The 18,831-nt window shown below is 53.5% G+C and carries 18 protein-coding genes; 4 read left to right on the top strand and 14 right to left on the bottom strand.

What is annotated here, in order from left to right:
- Nucleotides 1-26 precede the first annotated feature (26 nt).
- Complete coding sequence (gene dinG / locus AB6731_RS11185; protein ID WP_371006366.1) at nucleotides 27-2,204, top strand: ATP-dependent DNA helicase DinG; 2,178 nt, start codon at nucleotides 27-29, stop codon at nucleotides 2,202-2,204.
- On the opposite strand, the gene AB6731_RS11190 is transcribed toward dinG, so the two are convergent.
- The 5 genes from AB6731_RS11190 to AB6731_RS11210 form a co-directional block, all read right to left on the bottom strand.
- Nucleotides 2,191-2,694 carry a fimbrial protein gene (locus tag AB6731_RS11190; RefSeq protein WP_025204629.1) on the bottom strand — a complete coding sequence of 168 codons (504 nt, stop codon included), beginning with the start codon at nucleotides 2,692-2,694 and terminating at the stop codon, nucleotides 2,191-2,193. The two genes, dinG and AB6731_RS11190, sit on opposite strands and share 14 nt — an antisense overlap.
- Before the next feature lie 5 nt (nucleotides 2,695-2,699).
- The gene (locus AB6731_RS11195) at nucleotides 2,700-3,689 is read right to left on the bottom strand and encodes a fimbrial protein (RefSeq protein ID WP_371006367.1); all 990 of its coding nucleotides are present in this window, start codon (nucleotides 3,687-3,689) and stop codon (nucleotides 2,700-2,702) included.
- Nucleotides 3,690-3,711: 22 nt separating this feature from the next.
- Complete coding sequence (locus AB6731_RS11200) at nucleotides 3,712-6,255, bottom strand: fimbria/pilus outer membrane usher protein (RefSeq protein WP_371006368.1); 2,544 nt, start codon at nucleotides 6,253-6,255, stop codon at nucleotides 3,712-3,714.
- A gap of 26 nt (nucleotides 6,256-6,281) precedes the next feature.
- Entirely contained in the window at nucleotides 6,282-6,956 is a 675-nt protein-coding gene (locus AB6731_RS11205) for a molecular chaperone (RefSeq protein ID WP_032677726.1), read from the bottom strand.
- A 68-nt stretch (nucleotides 6,957-7,024) separates the two neighbouring features.
- Entirely contained in the window at nucleotides 7,025-7,561 is a 537-nt protein-coding gene (locus tag AB6731_RS11210) for a fimbrial protein (protein ID WP_014169244.1), read from the bottom strand.
- Between the two features lie 256 nt (nucleotides 7,562-7,817).
- On the opposite strand from AB6731_RS11210, the gene ybiB reads away from it, so the two are divergent.
- The gene (ybiB, locus tag AB6731_RS11215; RefSeq protein WP_032677728.1) at nucleotides 7,818-8,780 is read left to right on the top strand and encodes a DNA-binding protein YbiB; all 963 of its coding nucleotides are present in this window, start codon (nucleotides 7,818-7,820) and stop codon (nucleotides 8,778-8,780) included.
- A 115-nt stretch (nucleotides 8,781-8,895) separates the two neighbouring features.
- Here the strand turns inward: ybiB and ybiJ are convergent, their stop codons facing one another.
- From ybiJ to mcbA, 3 genes are all read right to left on the bottom strand, one after another.
- Nucleotides 8,896-9,156 (bottom strand): DUF1471 family protein YbiJ, encoded by a 261-nt coding sequence (gene ybiJ, locus AB6731_RS11220; RefSeq protein WP_020884917.1) that lies wholly within the window; start codon nucleotides 9,154-9,156, stop codon nucleotides 8,896-8,898.
- Nucleotides 9,157-9,441: 285 nt separating this feature from the next.
- A complete protein-coding gene (locus AB6731_RS11225) occupies nucleotides 9,442-9,708 on the bottom strand; it encodes a DksA/TraR family C4-type zinc finger protein (RefSeq protein ID WP_014169247.1) in 267 nt (88 codons plus the stop codon).
- A gap of 117 nt (nucleotides 9,709-9,825) precedes the next feature.
- Complete coding sequence (gene mcbA / locus AB6731_RS11230) at nucleotides 9,826-10,092, bottom strand: DUF1471 family periplasmic protein McbA (RefSeq protein WP_032677729.1); 267 nt, start codon at nucleotides 10,090-10,092, stop codon at nucleotides 9,826-9,828.
- 243 nt (nucleotides 10,093-10,335) lie between these two features.
- On the opposite strand from mcbA, the gene rlmF reads away from it, so the two are divergent.
- Nucleotides 10,336-11,247 carry a 23S rRNA (adenine(1618)-N(6))-methyltransferase RlmF gene (gene rlmF / locus AB6731_RS11235; protein ID WP_371006369.1) on the top strand — a complete coding sequence of 304 codons (912 nt, stop codon included), beginning with the start codon at nucleotides 10,336-10,338 and terminating at the stop codon, nucleotides 11,245-11,247.
- Between the two features lie 46 nt (nucleotides 11,248-11,293).
- On the opposite strand, the gene ybiO is transcribed toward rlmF, so the two are convergent.
- The 6 genes from ybiO to rhtA all read right to left on the bottom strand — a co-directional run bounded on the left by ybiO (nucleotide 11,294) and on the right by rhtA (nucleotide 17,896).
- Nucleotides 11,294-13,504, bottom strand: coding sequence for a mechanosensitive channel protein (gene ybiO / locus AB6731_RS11240; protein WP_047366371.1), 2,211 nt, complete (start codon nucleotides 13,502-13,504; stop codon nucleotides 11,294-11,296).
- Between the two features lie 131 nt (nucleotides 13,505-13,635).
- The gene (glnQ, locus tag AB6731_RS11245) at nucleotides 13,636-14,358 is read right to left on the bottom strand and encodes a glutamine ABC transporter ATP-binding protein GlnQ (RefSeq protein ID WP_014169252.1); all 723 of its coding nucleotides are present in this window, start codon (nucleotides 14,356-14,358) and stop codon (nucleotides 13,636-13,638) included.
- Nucleotides 14,355-15,014, bottom strand: coding sequence for a glutamine ABC transporter permease GlnP (gene glnP / locus AB6731_RS11250; protein ID WP_014169254.1), 660 nt, complete (start codon nucleotides 15,012-15,014; stop codon nucleotides 14,355-14,357). The genes glnQ and glnP overlap by 4 nt, the downstream gene beginning before the upstream one ends.
- Nucleotides 15,015-15,098: 84 nt before the next feature.
- A complete protein-coding gene (gene glnH / locus AB6731_RS11255) occupies nucleotides 15,099-15,842 on the bottom strand; it encodes a glutamine ABC transporter substrate-binding protein GlnH (protein ID WP_014883108.1) in 744 nt (247 codons plus the stop codon).
- A gap of 362 nt (nucleotides 15,843-16,204) precedes the next feature.
- A complete protein-coding gene (gene dps, locus AB6731_RS11260; RefSeq protein ID WP_010428924.1) occupies nucleotides 16,205-16,708 on the bottom strand; it encodes a DNA starvation/stationary phase protection protein Dps in 504 nt (167 codons plus the stop codon).
- A gap of 300 nt (nucleotides 16,709-17,008) precedes the next feature.
- On the bottom strand, nucleotides 17,009-17,896 hold the full coding sequence (gene rhtA, locus AB6731_RS11265) for a threonine/homoserine exporter RhtA (RefSeq protein WP_020884911.1): 888 nt from the start codon (nucleotides 17,894-17,896) through the stop codon (nucleotides 17,009-17,011).
- Nucleotides 17,897-18,250: 354 nt separating this feature from the next.
- On the opposite strand from rhtA, the gene ompX reads away from it, so the two are divergent.
- Nucleotides 18,251-18,769 (top strand): outer membrane protein OmpX, encoded by a 519-nt coding sequence (gene ompX / locus AB6731_RS11270; protein ID WP_020884910.1) that lies wholly within the window; start codon nucleotides 18,251-18,253, stop codon nucleotides 18,767-18,769.
- Nucleotides 18,770-18,831 lie beyond the last annotated feature (62 nt).

Here is an 18,831-nt window from a genome sequence, read left to right on the forward strand (position 1 = left end):
GTTTATACAGTATTTCAGGTCCTCCGATGGCTTTAACCGCGGCGCTCAAAGCGCAAATTGGCGCCTGGTATAAGGCGCTACAACAGCAGATCCCCGATTTTATCCCCCGAGCGCCTCAGCGGCAGATGATTGCTGATGTGGCAAAAACGCTCTCCGGGGACGACGGACGACATCTGGCGATTGAAGCCCCGACGGGTGTCGGGAAAACCCTTTCGTATTTAATCCCGGGCATTGCCATCGCGCGGGAAGAGCAAAAAACGCTGGTGGTCAGCACCGCTAACGTGGCCCTGCAGGATCAAATCTTCAGCAAAGACCTGCCGCTGCTGCGCAAAATCATCCCTGAACTGCGATTTACAGCTGCCTTTGGCCGCGGGCGTTATGTGTGTCCGCGCAATCTCGCGGCTCTCGCCAGCAGTGAGCCCTCTCAGCAGGATCTGCTGGCCTTCCTGGATGATGAACTGACGCCGAACAACAAAGCGGAACAGGAGCAGTGCGCGAAGCTAAAAACCGAGCTCGACAGCTACAAGTGGGACGGCCTTCGCGATCACACCCGCCATGCCATCAGCGATGATTTATGGCGCAGGCTCAGCACCGATAAAGCCAGTTGCCTTAACCGCAACTGCCACTACTATCGCGAGTGCCCGTTCTTTGTCGCACGGCGGGAGATACAGGAAGCGGAGGTGGTTGTCGCTAACCACGCGCTGGTCATGGCCGCGCTGGAGAGTGAGGCCGTCCTGCCGGAGCCCAAAAACCTGCTGCTGGTGCTCGATGAAGGCCACCATTTGCCCGATGTGGCGCGGGATGCGCTGGAGATGAGCGCCGAAATCACTGCGCCGTGGTTCCGCCTGCAGCTGGATCTGTTCTGCAAGCTGGTGGCGACCTGTATGGAGCAGTTCCGCCCGAAAACCACGCCGCCGCTGGCGGTGCCCGAGCGGCTGAGCGAACATTGCGAAGCGGTCTACAGCCTTATTGCTTCCCTGAATAACATTCTCAATCTTTATCTCCCGGCGACCCAGGAAGCAGAGCACCGCTTTGCGATGGGAGAGCTGCCCGACGAGGTGATGGAGATCTGCCAGCAGCTGGCGAAGCACCTTGAAAAGCTGCGCGGGCTGGCGGAGATGTTCTTAAACGATCTCAGTGAGAAAACCGGTAGCCACGACGTGGTACGTTTGCACCGCATTCTGCTGCAGATGAACCGTGCGTTGGGCATGTTCGAAGCCCAGAGCAAGCTCTGGCGTCTGGCCTCGATGGCGCAGGCGTCCGGTGCGCCGGTCACCAAATGGGCAACCCGTGACGTGAAAGACGGACAGGCGCACCTGTTTTTCCACTGCGTGGGGATTCGTGTTGCCGATCAGCTGGAAAAGCTTATCTGGCGCAGCGTGCCGCACGTGGTAGTGACTTCCGCGACGTTGCGTTCCCTGAACAGTTTCTCCCGTTTACAGGAGATGAGCGGGCTGAAAGAGAAAGCTGGCGATCGTTTTGTGGCGCTGGATTCGCCGTTTAACCACTGTGAACAGGGCAAGCTGGTCATTCCGCGCATGAAGTATGAGCCGCTTATCGACAACGAAGAACAGCACATTGCCGAAATGGCAGCGTATTTCCGCGAGCAGCTGGAGAGTGAAAAATATCCCGGCATGCTGGTCCTGTTTGCCAGTGGAAGGGCGATGCAGCGTTTTCTGGAGCACGTTACCGACCTGCGATTACTGTTGCTGGTGCAGGGCGATCAGCCCCGCTACCGGCTGGTAGAGCTGCACCGCAAACGCATTGATAACGGGGAACGTAGCGTGCTGATCGGGCTGCAGTCATTCGCGGAGGGGCTGGATCTGAAGGGGGATTACCTGACGCAGGTGCATATCCATAAAATCGCCTTCCCGCCCATCGACAGCCCGGTCGTCATCACCGAAGGTGAATGGCTCAAAAGCCTCAATCGCTATCCGTTCGAGGTCCAAAGCTTACCCGCGGCGTCGTTTAATCTGATTCAGCAGGTGGGACGTCTGATCCGTAGCCACAGCTGCTGGGGAGAGGTGGTGATTTATGACAAACGTCTGCTCACCAAAAATTACGGCCAGCGGTTACTCAACGCTCTGCCGGTTTTTCCGATTGAACAGCCGGACGTGCCCGACGTTAAAAAACGTCCGGCAAAACCTGCCGCCGGGCGGCGTAAAAGCGTCCGTACGAAGGGGCGCGGTCCTACTGGTAAGTAAAGGTCACCTGGACCACACTGTTAAACGTTCCGGCGGTGACGGGCAATGCGCTGGCATAATAGCGGGCAGCCAGAGGAAACGTTGCCGTGTGGTCCGCTGAGTTAACCGGAACGTTAAAGGCTGCCTGCGGGGCAATGAGTATATTGTCTTGGCGGTCTGCCAGTTCCAGAGCCAACCCTTTCGCACTGCCGATATTGGCGAATTTTGTCGGGTGCGTACTGTCGGCCTGACCATAGAAAAAGGCGGTCGCCAGCGCAAGTGTGGGAGGGCAATGTGAGACCGAGAGCGTAAAGTCTTTCCACGCGCCGGTATCGCCCACATTTTTAAAATCCCCTGATACCGCCTGGCCTAAATCCACCGTCAGGTTGCGGCTGGCGCTGTCAATAATGCAGGTGTTGGCGTAAATATTGCCTGTCATCTGGATCTGAATATCGTCCGCCTGTGCCCGGGCAATCAAGCCGAGAATCAGGATCGCAAGTGTCTTTTTCATGTTGGTCACTTATAAGCCAGAGTGATAGTCGCCACGGTATTGGCCGGCCCCGGTGTCACCACGTTGCTGACCTGTTCGTAACGAACCTCGAACGGTATTCGCAGGGTTTCGTTGGCGATGGCCTGGCTTCGGGTGCTGACATAGGTGTCAAAGGTGGCGAGATGGTCATCAAAGAGCATTCTCACGCCCACGCCGGTTGCCATGCCGTTCTGCTGAGTCAATTTGATCACCCCTTCGAATGCCGTTTCGTAGCCGTTTGCGCTGGTCACCTTTAGCTCAGGCTGGACGGTGCTGTCGCAATTAATCGTGACGTCAAAGTTTTGTGCAGGGCTGGATAGCAACCCGATACTGATAAAATCACTGACGGGAAAATCGCCCAGATTCACGGTGAGATTTTTAGGCAGGACAGAGCAGGTAACCGTTTCGAGATTCACATTGCCCGCATAGGAAATCGTATTGGGATCGCTGATGCCTTCATGCTGATAAACCCCGACGCCAAATTTAGACTCCGCCTGAGAAAGCGAACCTGATTTGACCGTATTGCTCGTTTTCACCAGTTCCAGCGTGACATTAAAGTAAAAGGACTCAGAAATGTCGTTGGAGACATAGCCCAGCGGCGTGCCGCTTGAGTTACAGTAAATTCCCCCGGCACCGGTAATTCGCTGGCCTTTGTCATTCATCAGCGCTACGCCAATTCCTTCCAACCCTGATTCATACACCCCAGAAAGACCGGGGATCTCCAGACCTGCGCCGTAATAGCACGCAACAATCGGAAGCCCGAAGTCAGAAGGGTTATAGCAGTTGCCCGCCACGTGAACGGTCTGCTCGGTGCCCGGAATGGTGGCACCTACCGGCAACGTGCTTGAGACGGATACGGAGGCCACATTAATCTGTTTTGGCAGATCGGATGAGGTACAGAGCGCGTTAGCATGTGGCATAAATAACGCGGCGGTTCCCAGGACCAGGAAGAAAAAGCACTGTTTAATCATTTGCATAATGGTTTGCCTGAACGGTGAATCAGTGGCACTGCGCAGCAGCGTTAAGGATGTTGGTTTTCTCTGTCTCATCCGTAAGGACGTAGTCGGCCTCGCAGTGCTCGCTTGCATCCTGTCCCCAGGTGACGGCGAGATGCCCTCGCTTTGGCAGGCCGGAGAGATAGGTCTGGCCGTCATTGCCGACAATAAATTCGCTGTCCTTATCCTCCGTTGTTACCGTCGCACCGAAGGGCAGCGGTTTACCGTTGTGCGTCAGCGTCATCAGCACGCGGCTGCCCACGCGGGTATTAAAGCTGGCGCGCACCACGGCCCCGCGTGTCGGGGTCACAACGTACGCTGCGTGCGTCACGTCGGCCTCGTCGGGCAGGGTTTCGGTATCCAGCGCAATGGTATTGTGGCGATAAGGGGTAACAAACGGCACGACGGTATAGCCGCGGAAGTCGGTCTCAACGCCCGTCTGATTGGCGATATGCGTACCGTGTGTTCCCGGTGCTTTCACCAGCGCAATGGTCTCTCCGAGCGGCTGGCTCAGGGTTATCCCGTTGGCGTGCACGATCGCGCCACCCTGCAGCCCGACGTTTACGGTTTGCTGGTATTTATCCTGGCTTACCCCGCCGCTCACTTCGCCATAGGTCGCTTTATAATCGGCGTTCATGCTGGTGGAGTTTCCGCTACCGGTGCTGCTCAGCCCCTCCTGAATATTCCAGTTGAGGTTGTCTCCCTTCAGCGCGGTACCGTTAAGGCCGATGTTCTGCGTCGTACCGTCTTTGGTGTTGTTGAGGTTGTAGGTGGCCCAGGTGTTATGCATCCAGCGATCCAGTGGAACGGAGACGTTTAATGAGAACTGGTTGTCGTTCATCACATCGTCACCGTTCGCATCGCTGTCCTGGGTGTTTTTGTTCATGCTGTAGCTCAGGCTGTAACTGACGCCGTGCCAGCTATTGTTGTAGCTGACGCTCATGGAGGTCATATCCTGGCTCTGGCTCCAGTAGGTCTCTTTGACCAGGCTCAGGGTGACAGAGCCCCAGCCCGCGGGCAGCGTCTGGTCGACGGTGGCTTCCGTTCGGGCACGTCGCTGCTGCGGCGCAGACCCGTTGTCTGAACGGGTGTAAGACTCCATCGTGTCTTCCAGGGTGTAAAACCCTTTGCTGTTGTAGCGATAGCCCGCCAGGGAGAAGTGAGTGCCCGAGGCGACAAAATCTTTGCTGTAGCGAACGCGCCAGGAGCGGCCTTTGCTGGCCTGCTGCTTTTTCAGCAGCGCTTTGGCGCGGGTGACATCAAGGGAGAAAGCACCCAAATCGCCCAGGTTTTTCCCGACGCCCAACGCCCGGGACTGATAATGGCGACTCTGCTGCGCACCACCGTAGGCGGTGAAACCCAATGGCATGCCGTAGATGGCGCTGCCCTCGGCAAACGGAGTTTGTTCGACGTCCTTGTCGTAAGACCGGTAACGCCCGGCGGTCACGCTGTAGCGGAGATTCTTTTCACGCTGCAGTACCGGGACCGAGGCGTAGGGCACGACAAAGTGACTTTCGCTGCCGTCGGTCTCTTTCACGGTGACCTGCAGATCGCCGCTGCTGCCGGTGGGGTAGAGATCGTTAATTTCAAACGCACCGGGTGCAACCGTGTTCTGATAAATGACGTAACCGTTCTGACGAACCATCACCAGCGCATTGCTGTGGGCAGTGCCGCGAATAATCGGCGCATAGCCTTTTTCACTGTCCGGGAGCATGTCGGTATCGGATTTCAGCTCAACCCCGGTATAGGGCACGCTGTCGAAAACGTCCGACGGGGAGGTGCTTTGCCCGACGGTCATATCGCTTTTCATCGCCACGATATCGCGTTGAGCATAGGTGTAGACGGAGCAGAACCTGTGCTCTTCCTCGTTGCCCGTTGTGCTGCGATTCCACGTGGAATAATTGCGTATGCGCCAGGCCCCCACATTGAGGCCCGGGCGCAGGTTAACGTACTGGCTGCTGTTATCCTGCTCTCCCTGCACACGGGCATGGCTCTGGCTGGCGGTGGCGCTGTAGTTCAGCAGACCTGCGGTGATCCCTTCGTCGAACGTTTTCGGGTCGATATACCCGCGCGGGACCTGGCCCAGCGCCGTTTGTGGAATACTGAGCAACAGTTGCTGATGTCGAACCTGAAACGTTGCGGATGCCGCGGGAATGGCGCTTATATCTGCGCACTGGCCTTTCGCCATCAGCGCGGGATACTGCCGGGTTTTGATCCCAAGATTTTTTAGCTCATCCAGGCTAAAGCAGGGTTGAAGAGAATGATTGCCCTGAGCGTCTTTTATTAATTTGAACGTGACATCACGGGTATCAATTTTATTATTGTTGATGAAAATATTGACCTGATATTTCCCGGGGGCTTGTCCCGGTCCTTTTTCATAAACAGACAGGTCGGTTTTCCCCTGTTGAGGATTATCAATATCCAGTAATGCCGGGTTGAAATAATCATCAGCCATAACCTGCTGCGCAAAGATCGCCAGTGCCAGGCCACATAAAATGACCAGCATTGAAGAAAGGCGATGGATGAACGGCTTTTTATGGCTGTACATGATGATATTAATAGCCTGAGTGGGTGTTAATGAACGGATGCCGACCAGGTCTGACTGATGCTGCCGTAATCAGTAATAATGGAGTAGGTGACGGTCGACCCGCTGGCATTATCGGGTAAGGCAAAGTGCGTTTCCGTTTTGGGGACTGCCCAGGTGGCTTTATCCACTTTATGGCCGTTAAGCATCACCGTCTGGAAATTCATATAGAAAGGCGTCGGGTTATTCACAACCAGGTCGTGACCTTCACGATGCCACTGAAGCTTGTCCGCCACAGCCTCGGGTTTGCCTGTTATTGCTGACGGGCGATACAACAATTTAATGCGTGTATTAATGGCAATCTGCAGGGTATTTACCCCTTCGACGTGCTTTGACGAGGGAATAGCTTTGATATTAAGCCAGTAAAGAGATTCACGATCCTCGGGCAAATTTCCGCCGGTGCGCACGACACGCAGGACGTTATCCTCTTTTGCATCGAGACGAAACAGCGGTGGGGTGATCAGGAAGGGGGCTTTAGCCGGGTTTTTACCGCCAGAATCAACCCAGGACTGTACCAGATAATCCGTGGCATCTGGGTTTGAAAGACCCAGAGACGACTCCTTTTTGTCGCCCTGATAGACCAGGCGTGTGCCATTAATAACGACACCGGCATGGGAAGTGGCGGCTACCAGTAAAAGAGCACTCAGTAAATAACCGTGGCGCATAAAGGTATCTCAATAAAAGAAGAGATATTAACTCCCAGAACAGAGCTAATATCTCAGGATGGATAATATCAGTTATAAATAACGGTGAAGGTCGACACGGCGTTTGCCAGGCCTGCGGTGATTGCGGCCTGGGTCTGAATATAACGGGCTCCAAACTCCAGGTTATTGACCGCCGTACCGGAGGCTAACGGATATTGCTGAGAGGGCGTATACAGACTCACCGGTTGCTCAGACGCGTCCACCAGCTGAATAGCGACACCTGTTGCAGCATCAACATCCGGCGTTAATGCCAGCGTAGTGTTGTTATCCGGATCCGGCGTGCCACCGAAGTTAATGGCGGCGGAAGTCACGGTCTCCGGGCAATTCTTTAATTGAATATCAAACTTCGTTAATGTGCTGGTAGATCCAGCCCCGGTAAATACCGTTTTAGATACTTTACCTAACTGAACATTTAATGGATTACTTAACCCGTTCACTACCTGACAAGCAGAATCAATAATTTCACCGGTGAAGTTAATCTGACCTTCACCGTTTGTTGCCGCAAATGCGGATGCAGAACATCCTGCCGTCGCGGCGATAAATAAACCTATAGCAACCTTGTTCATAACAAATCCTGGTATGTTTCTGGTGAGAACGTTGCCTGGACGTTTTCACCGTTGACCTTAAATGATTTTCCGTTGGTTATTTAATCAGAAACGGGTGGGGTAAGAATCTTCAACGGCAATCACAAATAATTGAAATAGTGCTTGAATTTCTTTTTTCATCATAAAAACAGAAGGATGATCCGGTTCAAAAACACTAACGGCCAGACGTTCTTCAGGGCTATATTGTTAACAAGATGAAGCTGTCAGGAGAGATGTCGTGGATTATCGCAAAATTATCAAAGAGGTAGGACGAGGGAAAAATCATGCCCGCGATCTGGACCATGAAACCGCTCGTGCGCTCTATACGCATATGCTCAACGGTGACGTACCCGACCTTGAAATGGGCGGTATCCTGATAGCGCTGCGTATCAAAGGAGAAGGCGAAGCGGAAATGCGCGGCTTCTACGAAGCAATGCAGGCGCAGACCCTGCGCTTAAACGCGCCAGTGGCAAAACCGATGCCGATTGTGATCCCGAGCTATAACGGGGCACGCAAGCAGGCCAACCTGACGCCGCTGCTCGCTATTTTATTGCACAAGCTGGGCTTTCCGGTGGTGGTGCATGGCGTAAGCGAAGATCCAACCCGCGTGCTGACCGAAACGATTTTCGGCATGCTGGGTATCGAACCCACACGGCATGCCGGCCAGGCACAGGCGAAGCTTGATGGCCATCAGCCGGTTTATATCCCTGTCGGAGCCCTTTGCCCCCCGCTGGAGAAGCAGCTTGATATGCGCTGGCGCATGGGCGTGCGTAACAGCGCGCATACGCTGGCGAAACTGGCTACGCCGTTTGGCGAAGACGCGGCGCTGCGTCTTTCCAGCGTCTCTCACCCGGAGTACGTGACGCGCGTGGGGAAATTCTTTGAAGACATAGGCGGCAGGGCCTTGTTGATGCACGGCACGGAAGGCGAGGTGTATGCTAACCCGCAGCGCTGCCCACAGATGATGCTGATTGATTCCGCTGGCACGCGCGCCATTCTCGAGCGAGGGGAAGAGCGTTCCGACGCGATCCTGCCTGACGCAAAAGATCCGCATACCACCGCCCACTGGATTGAGCAGTGCCTGGCCGGAAAGGTTCCGGTACCGCACGCGATCAAGTTGCAGATGGCCTGTTGCCTGCTGGCGACCGGTGAAGTTGAATCCGTAGAGGCAGGGATGGAACGCGTCGGGAAGACGTTTTAAGCCCAAAAAAAAGCCCGTCCAGTGGCGGACGGGCAAGCAAGGGTAACAACAACAGGGTCAATGAGGGTTGGAGCAGCTCACCAGAGGGTATGGCGAGGGTGGAGCATTCAGTCAATTACTTATAGATAACCGCAGTACCGCTCAGTTTGTTATTGGTGTTCGCGGAGGTGATGGTGTATCCGCTTGCACCGGCAGCAGCAGCTTTCTCAGCCAGTTTCGCTTCCAGACCGTCCAGAGTGGTCGCGCCTTCAGCACTTACCACACCGAGTTTGTTCATGCTCTGCGCCTGAGATGGAGACACAGGTTCTGCAGCAAAAGCGCCGAAAGACAGAGCGGACAGGGCAACAGCAGCAACAGCATATTTGATGGTTTTCATAATTAATCTCTCGCAGGTGATTCTGTTAAGGGGACGATGTTCCGTCGATGTGATAAGTATCACGTTTTTTTATGCGAGAGAAAATCGAAGAGAATTGACGTGGTTGCTCAAAAAAATTGAATGACAAATAACTTATTGAATATTAATAAATTCAGAGGACGACTTTACACTTCTTGTAGCTGCGCTTTACAGAAGCGACGAGAAGGGCACATTTTGCTACGCGGTTCGCAAAAAACCGTGAGCGTAAAGGTAACCGCTTGCGCCGTTAACTTCGGTAAAGGAAAGTCAACGTAGCTGGCTGTCTTTCGATCCTCTGCGATTATATCCTGAGTGTGCGCTATTTTTCGAATCTTTCTCCTGCTGGCAGGCGATGCATAACCGTACGCCCGGTATGGCTTTGCGCCGCGCTTCCGGGATCACCTCTCCGCACTCTTCACATTCATAGAGACTTTCACCGCGCGGAATTTCACCGCGAGCGCGCGCAACCGCATCTTCAATTGTACTGTTGATTTGTTCGTTAACGGCGTCATCATTCGCCCAACCGGAAGCCATGGTTTACTCCTGGGATCTGTTAAGCCCTGTTTTTACTATGGGGTGAAAAAACGTGCAGTCAAGGCAGAGAGGAACTGCATCTGTCAGGCAGATGCAGTTTGTTTATAGAAAGAGACCTTATTTATAAATGGTCGCCGTGCCATACATATGGTTATCCCCGCCCGCGGCGTTAACCACGAAACCTTTAGCCCCTTCCTGGCGGGCTTTTTCGGCGAGTTTATTCTGGAGATCGTCAAGGTTACTTGCGCGGCTTACCGAGACGGTGCCCGCAGGCTTGAGCTGGCTGGTATCTGTATTGTCGGTCAATGACTGTACCGCCATGGCAGAGAATGACGCGGTAGCCAGTGCACCCGCGAGAACAACAAGGGTCAGGTATTTTTTCATAATCACATCCTCATGAGGAAACAACAGGTGATTCCCTTTAAGTTTAGAAGCCTGGCGAGTGTGATTTAGCGCAAAAATTTGATGATGATCTGCTTATTTTTTGAACGATAAAAACTGACGTTTTACTGACAGATCATAGACATAAAGGTGTTTGATTTATGACGGGTTTTTGAGCGTCGCAGAGAAATATTTACCGTTGAGCCTGCAAAGGGTATCTTACGCCGCTGTTTAAAGGAGAAAGCCATGACTTCCCAAAAGCCGGGATTGCACCCACGAAATCGCCATCGTAACCGCTATGACATGAATGCGTTGTGTCAGAGCTGTCCTTCGCTGCAGGACTACATTGTGCAGACACCTGCCGGTGAACCTTCGGTCAACTTTGCCGATCCGCAGGCGGTTAAAATGCTCAATAAAGCCCTGCTGGCACACTATTACGGTGTGGCGCACTGGGATATTCCGGAAGGCTTTCTCTGCCCACCCGTGCCGGGGCGGGCCGATTATCTCCACCATCTTGCCGATCTTCTCGCTGGCGATCGCAACGGTGTCATCCCTGAGCAAGCATCCGTGCTTGATATCGGTACCGGGGCGAATCTGATTTATCCGTTGATTGGCGTTCATGAATATCACTGGCGCTTTACCGGCAGTGAAATCGGTAATGAGGCGTTTTCCAGCGCACAGGCGATTATCAACGCCAACCCTGGGTTAAGCCGGTCTGTCCGCTTGCGTCGGCAGAAAGATGCCGCATCGATCTTCAACGGGATTATCCACAAGAACGAAAGCTACGATGCCACCCTGTGTAACCCACCGTTCCATGACTCCGCGTCCACCGCCCGTGCGGGCAGCGAGCGCAAACGCCGCAATCTCGGTCAGGCGGAAGATGCCGCGCTGAACTTTGGGGGGCAGCAACAGGAACTGTGGTGCGAAGGGGGAGAAGTGGCATTCATCCTGCGAATGATTGAGGAAAGTAAAGTATTTGGCCGTCAGGTTAAATGGTTCACGACGCTGGTATCCCGTGGGGATAACCTGCCCCCCCTCTACCGTGCACTGACCGACGTGGGCGCCGTTAACGTGGTGAAAAAAGAGATGGCGCAAGGCCAGAAGCAGAGCCGCTTTATCGCCTGGTCTTTTATGGACGCTAACAAGCGCAGTAAATAGCCCACAGGCAGGCCGGGTAAGGCGACGCTGTTACCCGGTCCCCACGCTATAAGGTGGGCTCCTGTGGCGGTGTGGGGGACGCCGGTGAGGGTAATACCTGATAGGTCTGCACCGGCATCCGCACCGCGGCCAGGTCAAAGTGTTTTTTCACCATGCTGTCGAGTGCAAAGCGCACCGTCCACTGCTTCAGTGGCTGCGTGGTGAACGACACGCGCAGGGTAAATGCCGTGTTCGTCAGGCCGACAATACCGGCAAACGACGGCTCTCCAATCACCAGCCCGCGAATATCCTCCATCGCCATCATCTCTTCCACGGCGTCCCGTAGCGCCTGTTTCGCTTTATCTGCATCTTCATGACGGTCAACGTCGTAGTTGGCCACTACCGAACCAATGCCTCGGACAAAGTTAGCGAAGGTGGTTATCGATGACCATGGAATTATGTGGTACGCCCCGGTGTCCTGGCGCACGCCGACGGAGCGAATGGACATGCGCTCTACCGTGCCGGTTAACGGCCCAATCGTGACCAGATCCCCGGTGTTCATCCCGTTCTCAAACTGGATAAAGACGCCGGTGATTATATCCTTCACCAGGGTTTGCGAACCAAAGGAGATAGCCAACCCCAGCGCGCCGGCACCTGCCAGCAGTGGCGCGATGTTCACGCCGATTTCCGAGAGCACAATCATGATGGTAATGGTGCTGATAATAACCGCCAGCGCATTGCGAAACAGCGTCAGCAGGGTGCGGGCACGGGCGCTGGGCAGGGGGCGACCGTGAATGTCGGAGACCAGACGGTTCTCGATAAGGCTCGCCAGCAACGTCCAGCCAACCGCAGAGAAGAAGAGGATCAGCGCGATGCGAATTAAAATATCGACGGTCTTTTCGCCCGCGCCGTTGTGCAGCCAGTTCCAGAAGTCAAACAATCCCCATGCGTTAAGCAACAGCATAATCGCCACGCAGACGGTGAGAATGCGCGCCACTTTCAGTGATACCGAGATCCAGCCGTTGACCCTTTTTTGCAGTTCCGGATAACTGCGCTGCACCTGTGGCGAGAGGGTGAAGGTTTTCGATAGCCAGCGCGACAGCAGGCCAGAGACAAATGCCGCAATGCCAATGATGGCCAGGCTCTTGAACGTCGCTCCCATCATAAATTTCAGGCTGTTGCCCGGGTCGAACAGCGAGAAGAAGCACAACACGATAAAATAGGCGCTCGCCAGCCAGTGCCACACCAGCGCGAAGGCGCGGATAAAGAGACTGAAAAACGACAGGGAACGATCGGCCAGATGCAGCAAGCTTTGGGTAATGGTCTTTTTGTTATGGAAGATAAGGTACAACGCCCAGACGGTAATGCAGATCATAATCAGTACATTCGCCAGGGCGCCAAACTGCACGTTGACCTGGTTGGAGATGATCGGCACGGCAACCAGCAGACCGTAACCAATCAATCCACTGAGCACGCTGAGGCGCAGCGCCCAGTATCTGGCGCTCTCATCCCGAATCGAGAAGGGACGAAGATCCGGTACGTGCGGGCAAAATATCAAACGCAGCAGCGCCTTAAAGAACTCGATCAGCGCAAAGGCGTTGAGGAAGAGCGCCTGCTGGAAAGCGATGGTTTTATTGCCGGCGTTAAGCCTGTCGGCCAGGACCTGGCCCATAAACAGCGTCAGCGCCAGCAGCAGTAAATCGATGATAAACGCCGACGCTATCATCAGCGGCAGGTGTAACCAGCTGCTTTTCTGCTGGTTCTTCTTGCGCCCCCATTGCCCCATCTTACGGTAGAGCGGCCATGCGCACAGGCGTACCAGCCAGTAAAACAGAAATACAGCGCCCGCCAGCATCAAAAACTGCGTGGCGGCTGTCGTAAACGTATGGGGATTAAACGGTTTATGGGGCGAACCAATCAGGTTGCGATAGAGCTGGGCAAAGCGCGAGGAGAGCTCGCTTCCATAGTGACGGCTCACGTCGGTGACATTTTCCAGCACCGTTTTTTGTTCTTCCACTTGCGGAGGGGTAATTGTCGGCACCGGCTCCTGCGGCGGCGTGGCGGCGACTTTTCGCAACTGTCCGATTAACTCCTGCCGGGAAGTATCGTTTTCAAGCACATCGGCAAGGGCACTGTAGGCGGCTTTTTTCTGTTCAACATCCGGCTCTGGGGGCGGTGTCGTTTGCTGTGTGGCGGTCGTGCCGGTGGTGACGCCAGGGATGGAAACGGCGAACGATGGCGCACAAAACAGGCTAAGCAACAGCAAGATCCACGGCACGGCATCCTCCGGTGAAAATAATGAACAAAAAGATAAGTATAGAGGGCGAGGCGCGCGGGAGGATTTTTGGGAACAATCTGGCGTAAAAAAGCCGGGCATGCCCGGCTCAGAATGGCGTAGCTGAAGCGCTATCAGGAGACGTGCTGCAGGAACTCCTGCAGGCGCTGGCTCGGTGGATTGGCAATTAGCGCTTGTGGGTTACCGTCTTCAGCGATGCGGCCCTTATCAATAAAGATCAGGCGGGAAGCCACTTTCTCAGCAAAGCCGATTTCGTGGGTCACGATAACCATCGTCATCCCTTCTTCAGCCAGATCCTGCATGACTTTCAGCACTTCGTGACGCAGTTCCGGGTCAAGCGCCGAGGTTGGCTCATCGAACAGCATCATCTTCGGTTTTACCGCCAGTGCGCGGGCGATAGCCACACGCTGCTGCTGTCCACCGGACAACTCAGAAGGGTAGTGATGAGCACGCTCCGCGAGGCCGACTTTAGCCAGCAGATCTTTAGCCAGCGTTTCCGCCGCCGCTTTGCTGGCGCCACGTACGCGCAGTGGACCAAACATTACGTTTTCCAGCGCCGTCAGGTGCGGGAACAGGTAGAACTGCTGGAACACCATGCCGGCTTCCTGACGAATCAGACGGTCGTCGACTTTCGGGTCATTCACCTTCAGGCCATCGACAATCAGATCGCCGCTGGTGATCTCTTCCAGCTTGTTGATGCAGCGCAGCAGGGTCGATTTACCGGAACCGGATGGCCCGATAATGACCACCACTTCACCCTGTTTGATGTTCAGATCGATATTGTGCAGCACCTGGGTTGGGCCAAAGTGCTTGGAAACGTTTTTAAATTCAATCACAGGATTTTCATCCTTCTTTCAAGACGACGCAGAACGAAACTCAGAACCAGAGTGATGATCAGGTAGACAACGGCTACCGCACTCCAGATTTCCAGCGCACGGAAGTTGCCCGCGATGATCTCCTGGCCCTGACGGGTCAGCTCAGCAACGCCGATAACGATGAACAGCGACGTATCCTTAATACTGATGATCCACTGGTTCCCCAGCGGTGGCAGCATGCGGCGCAGGGCCAACGGCAGAATGACGTGGCGGATCGTTTCGCGACGAGAAAGGCCTAACGCCAGACCCGCTTCACTGAAACCTTTATGAATCGACAGGACCGCACCACGGGTAATTTCCGCGATATAGGCACCTGAGTTGATCATAATGGTCACGACAGCGGCGCTGAACGGGTCAATGCGCAGGTCGGTGAAAGCCATTGGCAGGGCGAAGTAGATGAACATGACCTGAACGACAATTGGGGTGCCGCGGATCACTTCGATGAAAACCAGTGCGATGTGGTTTGCAATCCAGCCGCCGTAGGTGCGGGCGAAACCGGCGACAAGACCGATAATCAACCCGCCAACCAGACCGAGGACCGAAATCCACAGGGTCATTTTAGCGCCTTCAAGCAAGATAGGAATGGCAGGCCAGATGGCGCTCCAGTCAAACTGCATGATAGTTTCCTGTTACTGTTACCGTGTTTCTAAAATAGCAGGGGCGAAAGGTCGCCCCCGAGTGAACGTCATTTTTAAGAATTATTATTTAGGCTCGGTACCGAACCATTTTTTATAGATTTCGTTGTAGGTGCCGTTCTCTTTCAGGGTTTTCAGCGCGCCGTTAACTTTCGTACGCAGGTCGTCGCTGCCTTTAGGGAACGCAATACCGTACTGCTGGGCTTCCAGAGAATCACCGACGGCTTTGAACTTGCCGTTGCCCGCCGTTTTGATGAAGTACAGGATGTTAGGGGTATCGTGCAGCACCGCGTCAGCACGGTTGGTACCCAGCTCCATGTAGGCGTTATCGATGTTCGGGAACTGACGCAGGTCTTTGGTTTTGATGTTTGCTTTCGCGTAATCAACAGAACCGGTACCGCCTTTCACCGCGACGACTTTACCGTCGAGGTCTTTCACGCTTTTTACATCGTTATTATCGGCTTTCACCATCACCAGCAGGCCGCTTTTGTAGTAGCCGTCAGAGAAGTCGATCGCTTTTTTACGTTCTTCAGTAATGGTGATACCGGCCAGGGCCAGATCAACGTTTTTCGTTTGCAGTGCCGGGATGATGCCGCTGAAGTCCATTGGCTTCAGGGTGTAATCCAGTTTGAGTTCTTTTGCGATAGCAGCCCACAGATCAACATCAAAGCCAACGTACTTATCACCCTGTTTGAATTCAAACGGAACGAACGCCGTGTCGGTCGCCACAACCAGTTTGTCGGCAGCCTGGGAAGAGACCGCAAAAGCCAGGGTAAGTGCAGCCAGTGAAACTTTTAATACAGACTTCATAGCATTTCCTTTTATATCCACGGGGCGATCCCCTGCGAGAACGAGTGGCACAATGAAAAAATCGTGCCAACTTTACAAGCTGTTGTTTTACAAAGGGGATGATGTCATGCATTGCACAGAAAACGGGGCAATGAACTTTTATTGCACCAAAGTGGAGCACCGTTTTGGTGCGCGTCATTTGGCTCAACAGACGAAGCGTTATTTAGCGTAAATTCTGACGAAAAAACAATCTTCCGTTAACGGTTGTGTGAGGTGATTATTACAATTTTTTCACTTTTGCAGCGTCTCAGGCCAAAAACGTGCACCATAGATGTGCAAAACCCTCACCGGAGGGCGAGGGTTGTATAGGAAATTCTTATGAATTATTCGATGTTGGACTCAATGAACCACAGGAACTGGTCCAGGTCGCGGGAAGCGGCGGTGAAGATATCGGCTGTATCTTCGTCTTTCGCTTCACCGATAGCTTTACGCACATCATTAGCCACTATCGCATAGCGGTCTGCCAGCTCTTTCAGGTGATCCTGAACGGTATGGATATCCAGCGGATAACTTTTCAGTGGCGTCTTGCTGTTAATCACCTGCGTGGTACCCAGTGCCACACCGCCTAACTGTACGGCACGTTCGGCCATGGTATCGAGGTGGGTAACCAGTGCTGTGCGGAAGCCATCCAGCATTTCATGAACGGCAATAAAGTTTGCACCGCGCATATTCCAGTGGGCCTGTTTGGTGATCAGCGAAAGATCGATGAACTGGATCACCTGGCGATTCAGCAACTCAATGGTCGCTTTTTTGTCGCTATCCGATACATCGTTACGGGTATAAAGCAGATTAGACGCTTTCGTTTTCACCAGTTTAGCGGTACTCATAATCTCATATCCTCTTGATGTTTGTGTCCCAGGTAATTGCGGGATTAAGTATAGCACCGGATTTTTTCCCTGCGGGGAGGCTCTGCCTATCAGTTTAATAGTGAGAAGGACGTTGTGTTTACAATGGTATGAAATTAAAGGGATTATTTAAAATTGATGCAGATCAATCCTAATTCAGGAAAACGTTATCGACAGCGGGGGAAATATTTCACGAAGAGTGCAAAGTATGTAAAAAAATATTTTAAACGGGAAACTGGCCTTTATTCTGCATGGCTATAAAGCCACGCAGAATATAGGGCGCTAATTGAGGTCAATTTTCTCAACTTTAGGTTCCGGGCGCATCGTCAGCGTTGAGCCCATTGAGGCGGCGATAATCGAACACAGGGCCAGCGTCTGGGTGAAGGTCAGGGTTTCCCCGAGGAAAACCATCCCTGACAGGGCGGCGAGTGCGGGCTCCATGCTCATCAGCGTGCCGAAAATGCGCGTCGGCAGGCGCGTAAGGGCTATCATCTCTAAAGAGTAGGGGAGTGCTGTGGAAAGAATGGCGACCGCCAGCCCGATGGGCATGACTGACCATTGCCAGATGGACTCGGTGGCCTGAGCCATACCCACCGGCACAAAGATGATAGCGGCAATCAATGAACCGATTGCCACCGTCGCCGGGCCATGCTCTTCCCCGGCGCGCTGTCCGGTCACTATATAGATAGCCCAGCAGGCACCCGCCCCCAGAGCCAGCGCCGCGCCCGTAAGATCGATCTCTGAGACGCTCTGGCCCAGCGGCAGCAGGAACCACAGGCCAAGAACGGCTAAAATTACCCAGATAAAGTCAACGGGACGACGGGACGAGAAAAGCGCTACCGCCAGCGGGCCAGTAAACTCCAGTGCCACGGCAATTCCCAACGGAATTGTCTGGATGGAGAGATAGAACATGTAGTTCATCGCTCCCAGGGACAGCCCGTAAAAAAGCAGCGGTAAGCGTTGTTCTTTTTTAAAGCGTAAACGCCAGGGTTTGAAAATCACCACCAGGATCGCGGTTCCGAGGGCAATACGCAGGGCCGTGACCCCAGGCGCACCGACCAGCGGAAAGAGAGATTTGGCCAGCGAGGCACCGCTTTGAATGGACAACATGGCGATGAGTATGACGACAACCGGCAACCAGACCGACGACGAGCGGGATAACCCAGGCATCCTTTCTCCTGTCAACTTATGTCAAATGAAGTAAAGGTTGCAGTGTAAAGGAAATAAGCTGCAACGGTTGAGAGACCGTTGAAAAAAAAACGTGTAAATTCCGTAAAATGGTTAAGCGCTGGTGGATTTATCGCCTATCAGATTAGGAATAATCTGGATGAATGTAACGGCGCAGACGCGCAGTATGAGCGTTTTATAGCGAAAATTGTATGTGATTTGAATGAGATAGCTGACGCTGGAAACGTTCTGTTACAGGAAAGGTTCAGTTAGACATCACGAATCACAAAGAGTTTCGCAAATTTTTTTGATATATTTAAAACTTACGGACTTACTTGAAGCACATTTGAGGTGGTTATGAAAAAAATTGCATGTCTTTCAGCACTGGCCGCTGTACTGGCTGTTTCCGCAGGTACCGCTGTAGCTGCTACTTCTACTGTAACTGGTGGTTACGCTCAGAGCGATATGCAGGGCGTGATGAACAAAGCTAACGGTTTCAACCTGAAGTATCGTTACGAGCAGGATAACAACCCACTGGGCGTGATCGGTTCTTTCACCTACACCGAGAAAGATCGTTCTGAAAACGGCGCATACAACAAAGGCCAGTACTACGGCATCACCGCTGGTCCAGCTTACCGTCTGAACGACTGGGCAAGCATCTACGGTGTTGTAGGTGTTGGCTACGGTAAATTCCAGCAGACCGAAAACCAGGGTCTGAACCGCACTGCAAGCAACAGCGACTACGGCTTCTCCTATGGCGCGGGTCTGCAGTTCAACCCAATCCAGGACGTCGCTCTGGACTTCTCTTATGAGCAGAGCCGTATCCGCAACGTTGACGTTGGCACCTGGATCGCGGGCGTAGGTTACCGCTTCTAATCACTTCGGTGAGCCAGTAAAAAATCCGCCCAATGTGGCGGATTTTTTTTTACGTTAACCCC

This window comes from Enterobacter sp. RCC_40, assembly GCF_041360735.1.
Classification (GTDB): Bacteria; Pseudomonadota; Gammaproteobacteria; order Enterobacterales; family Enterobacteriaceae; genus Enterobacter; species Enterobacter ludwigii.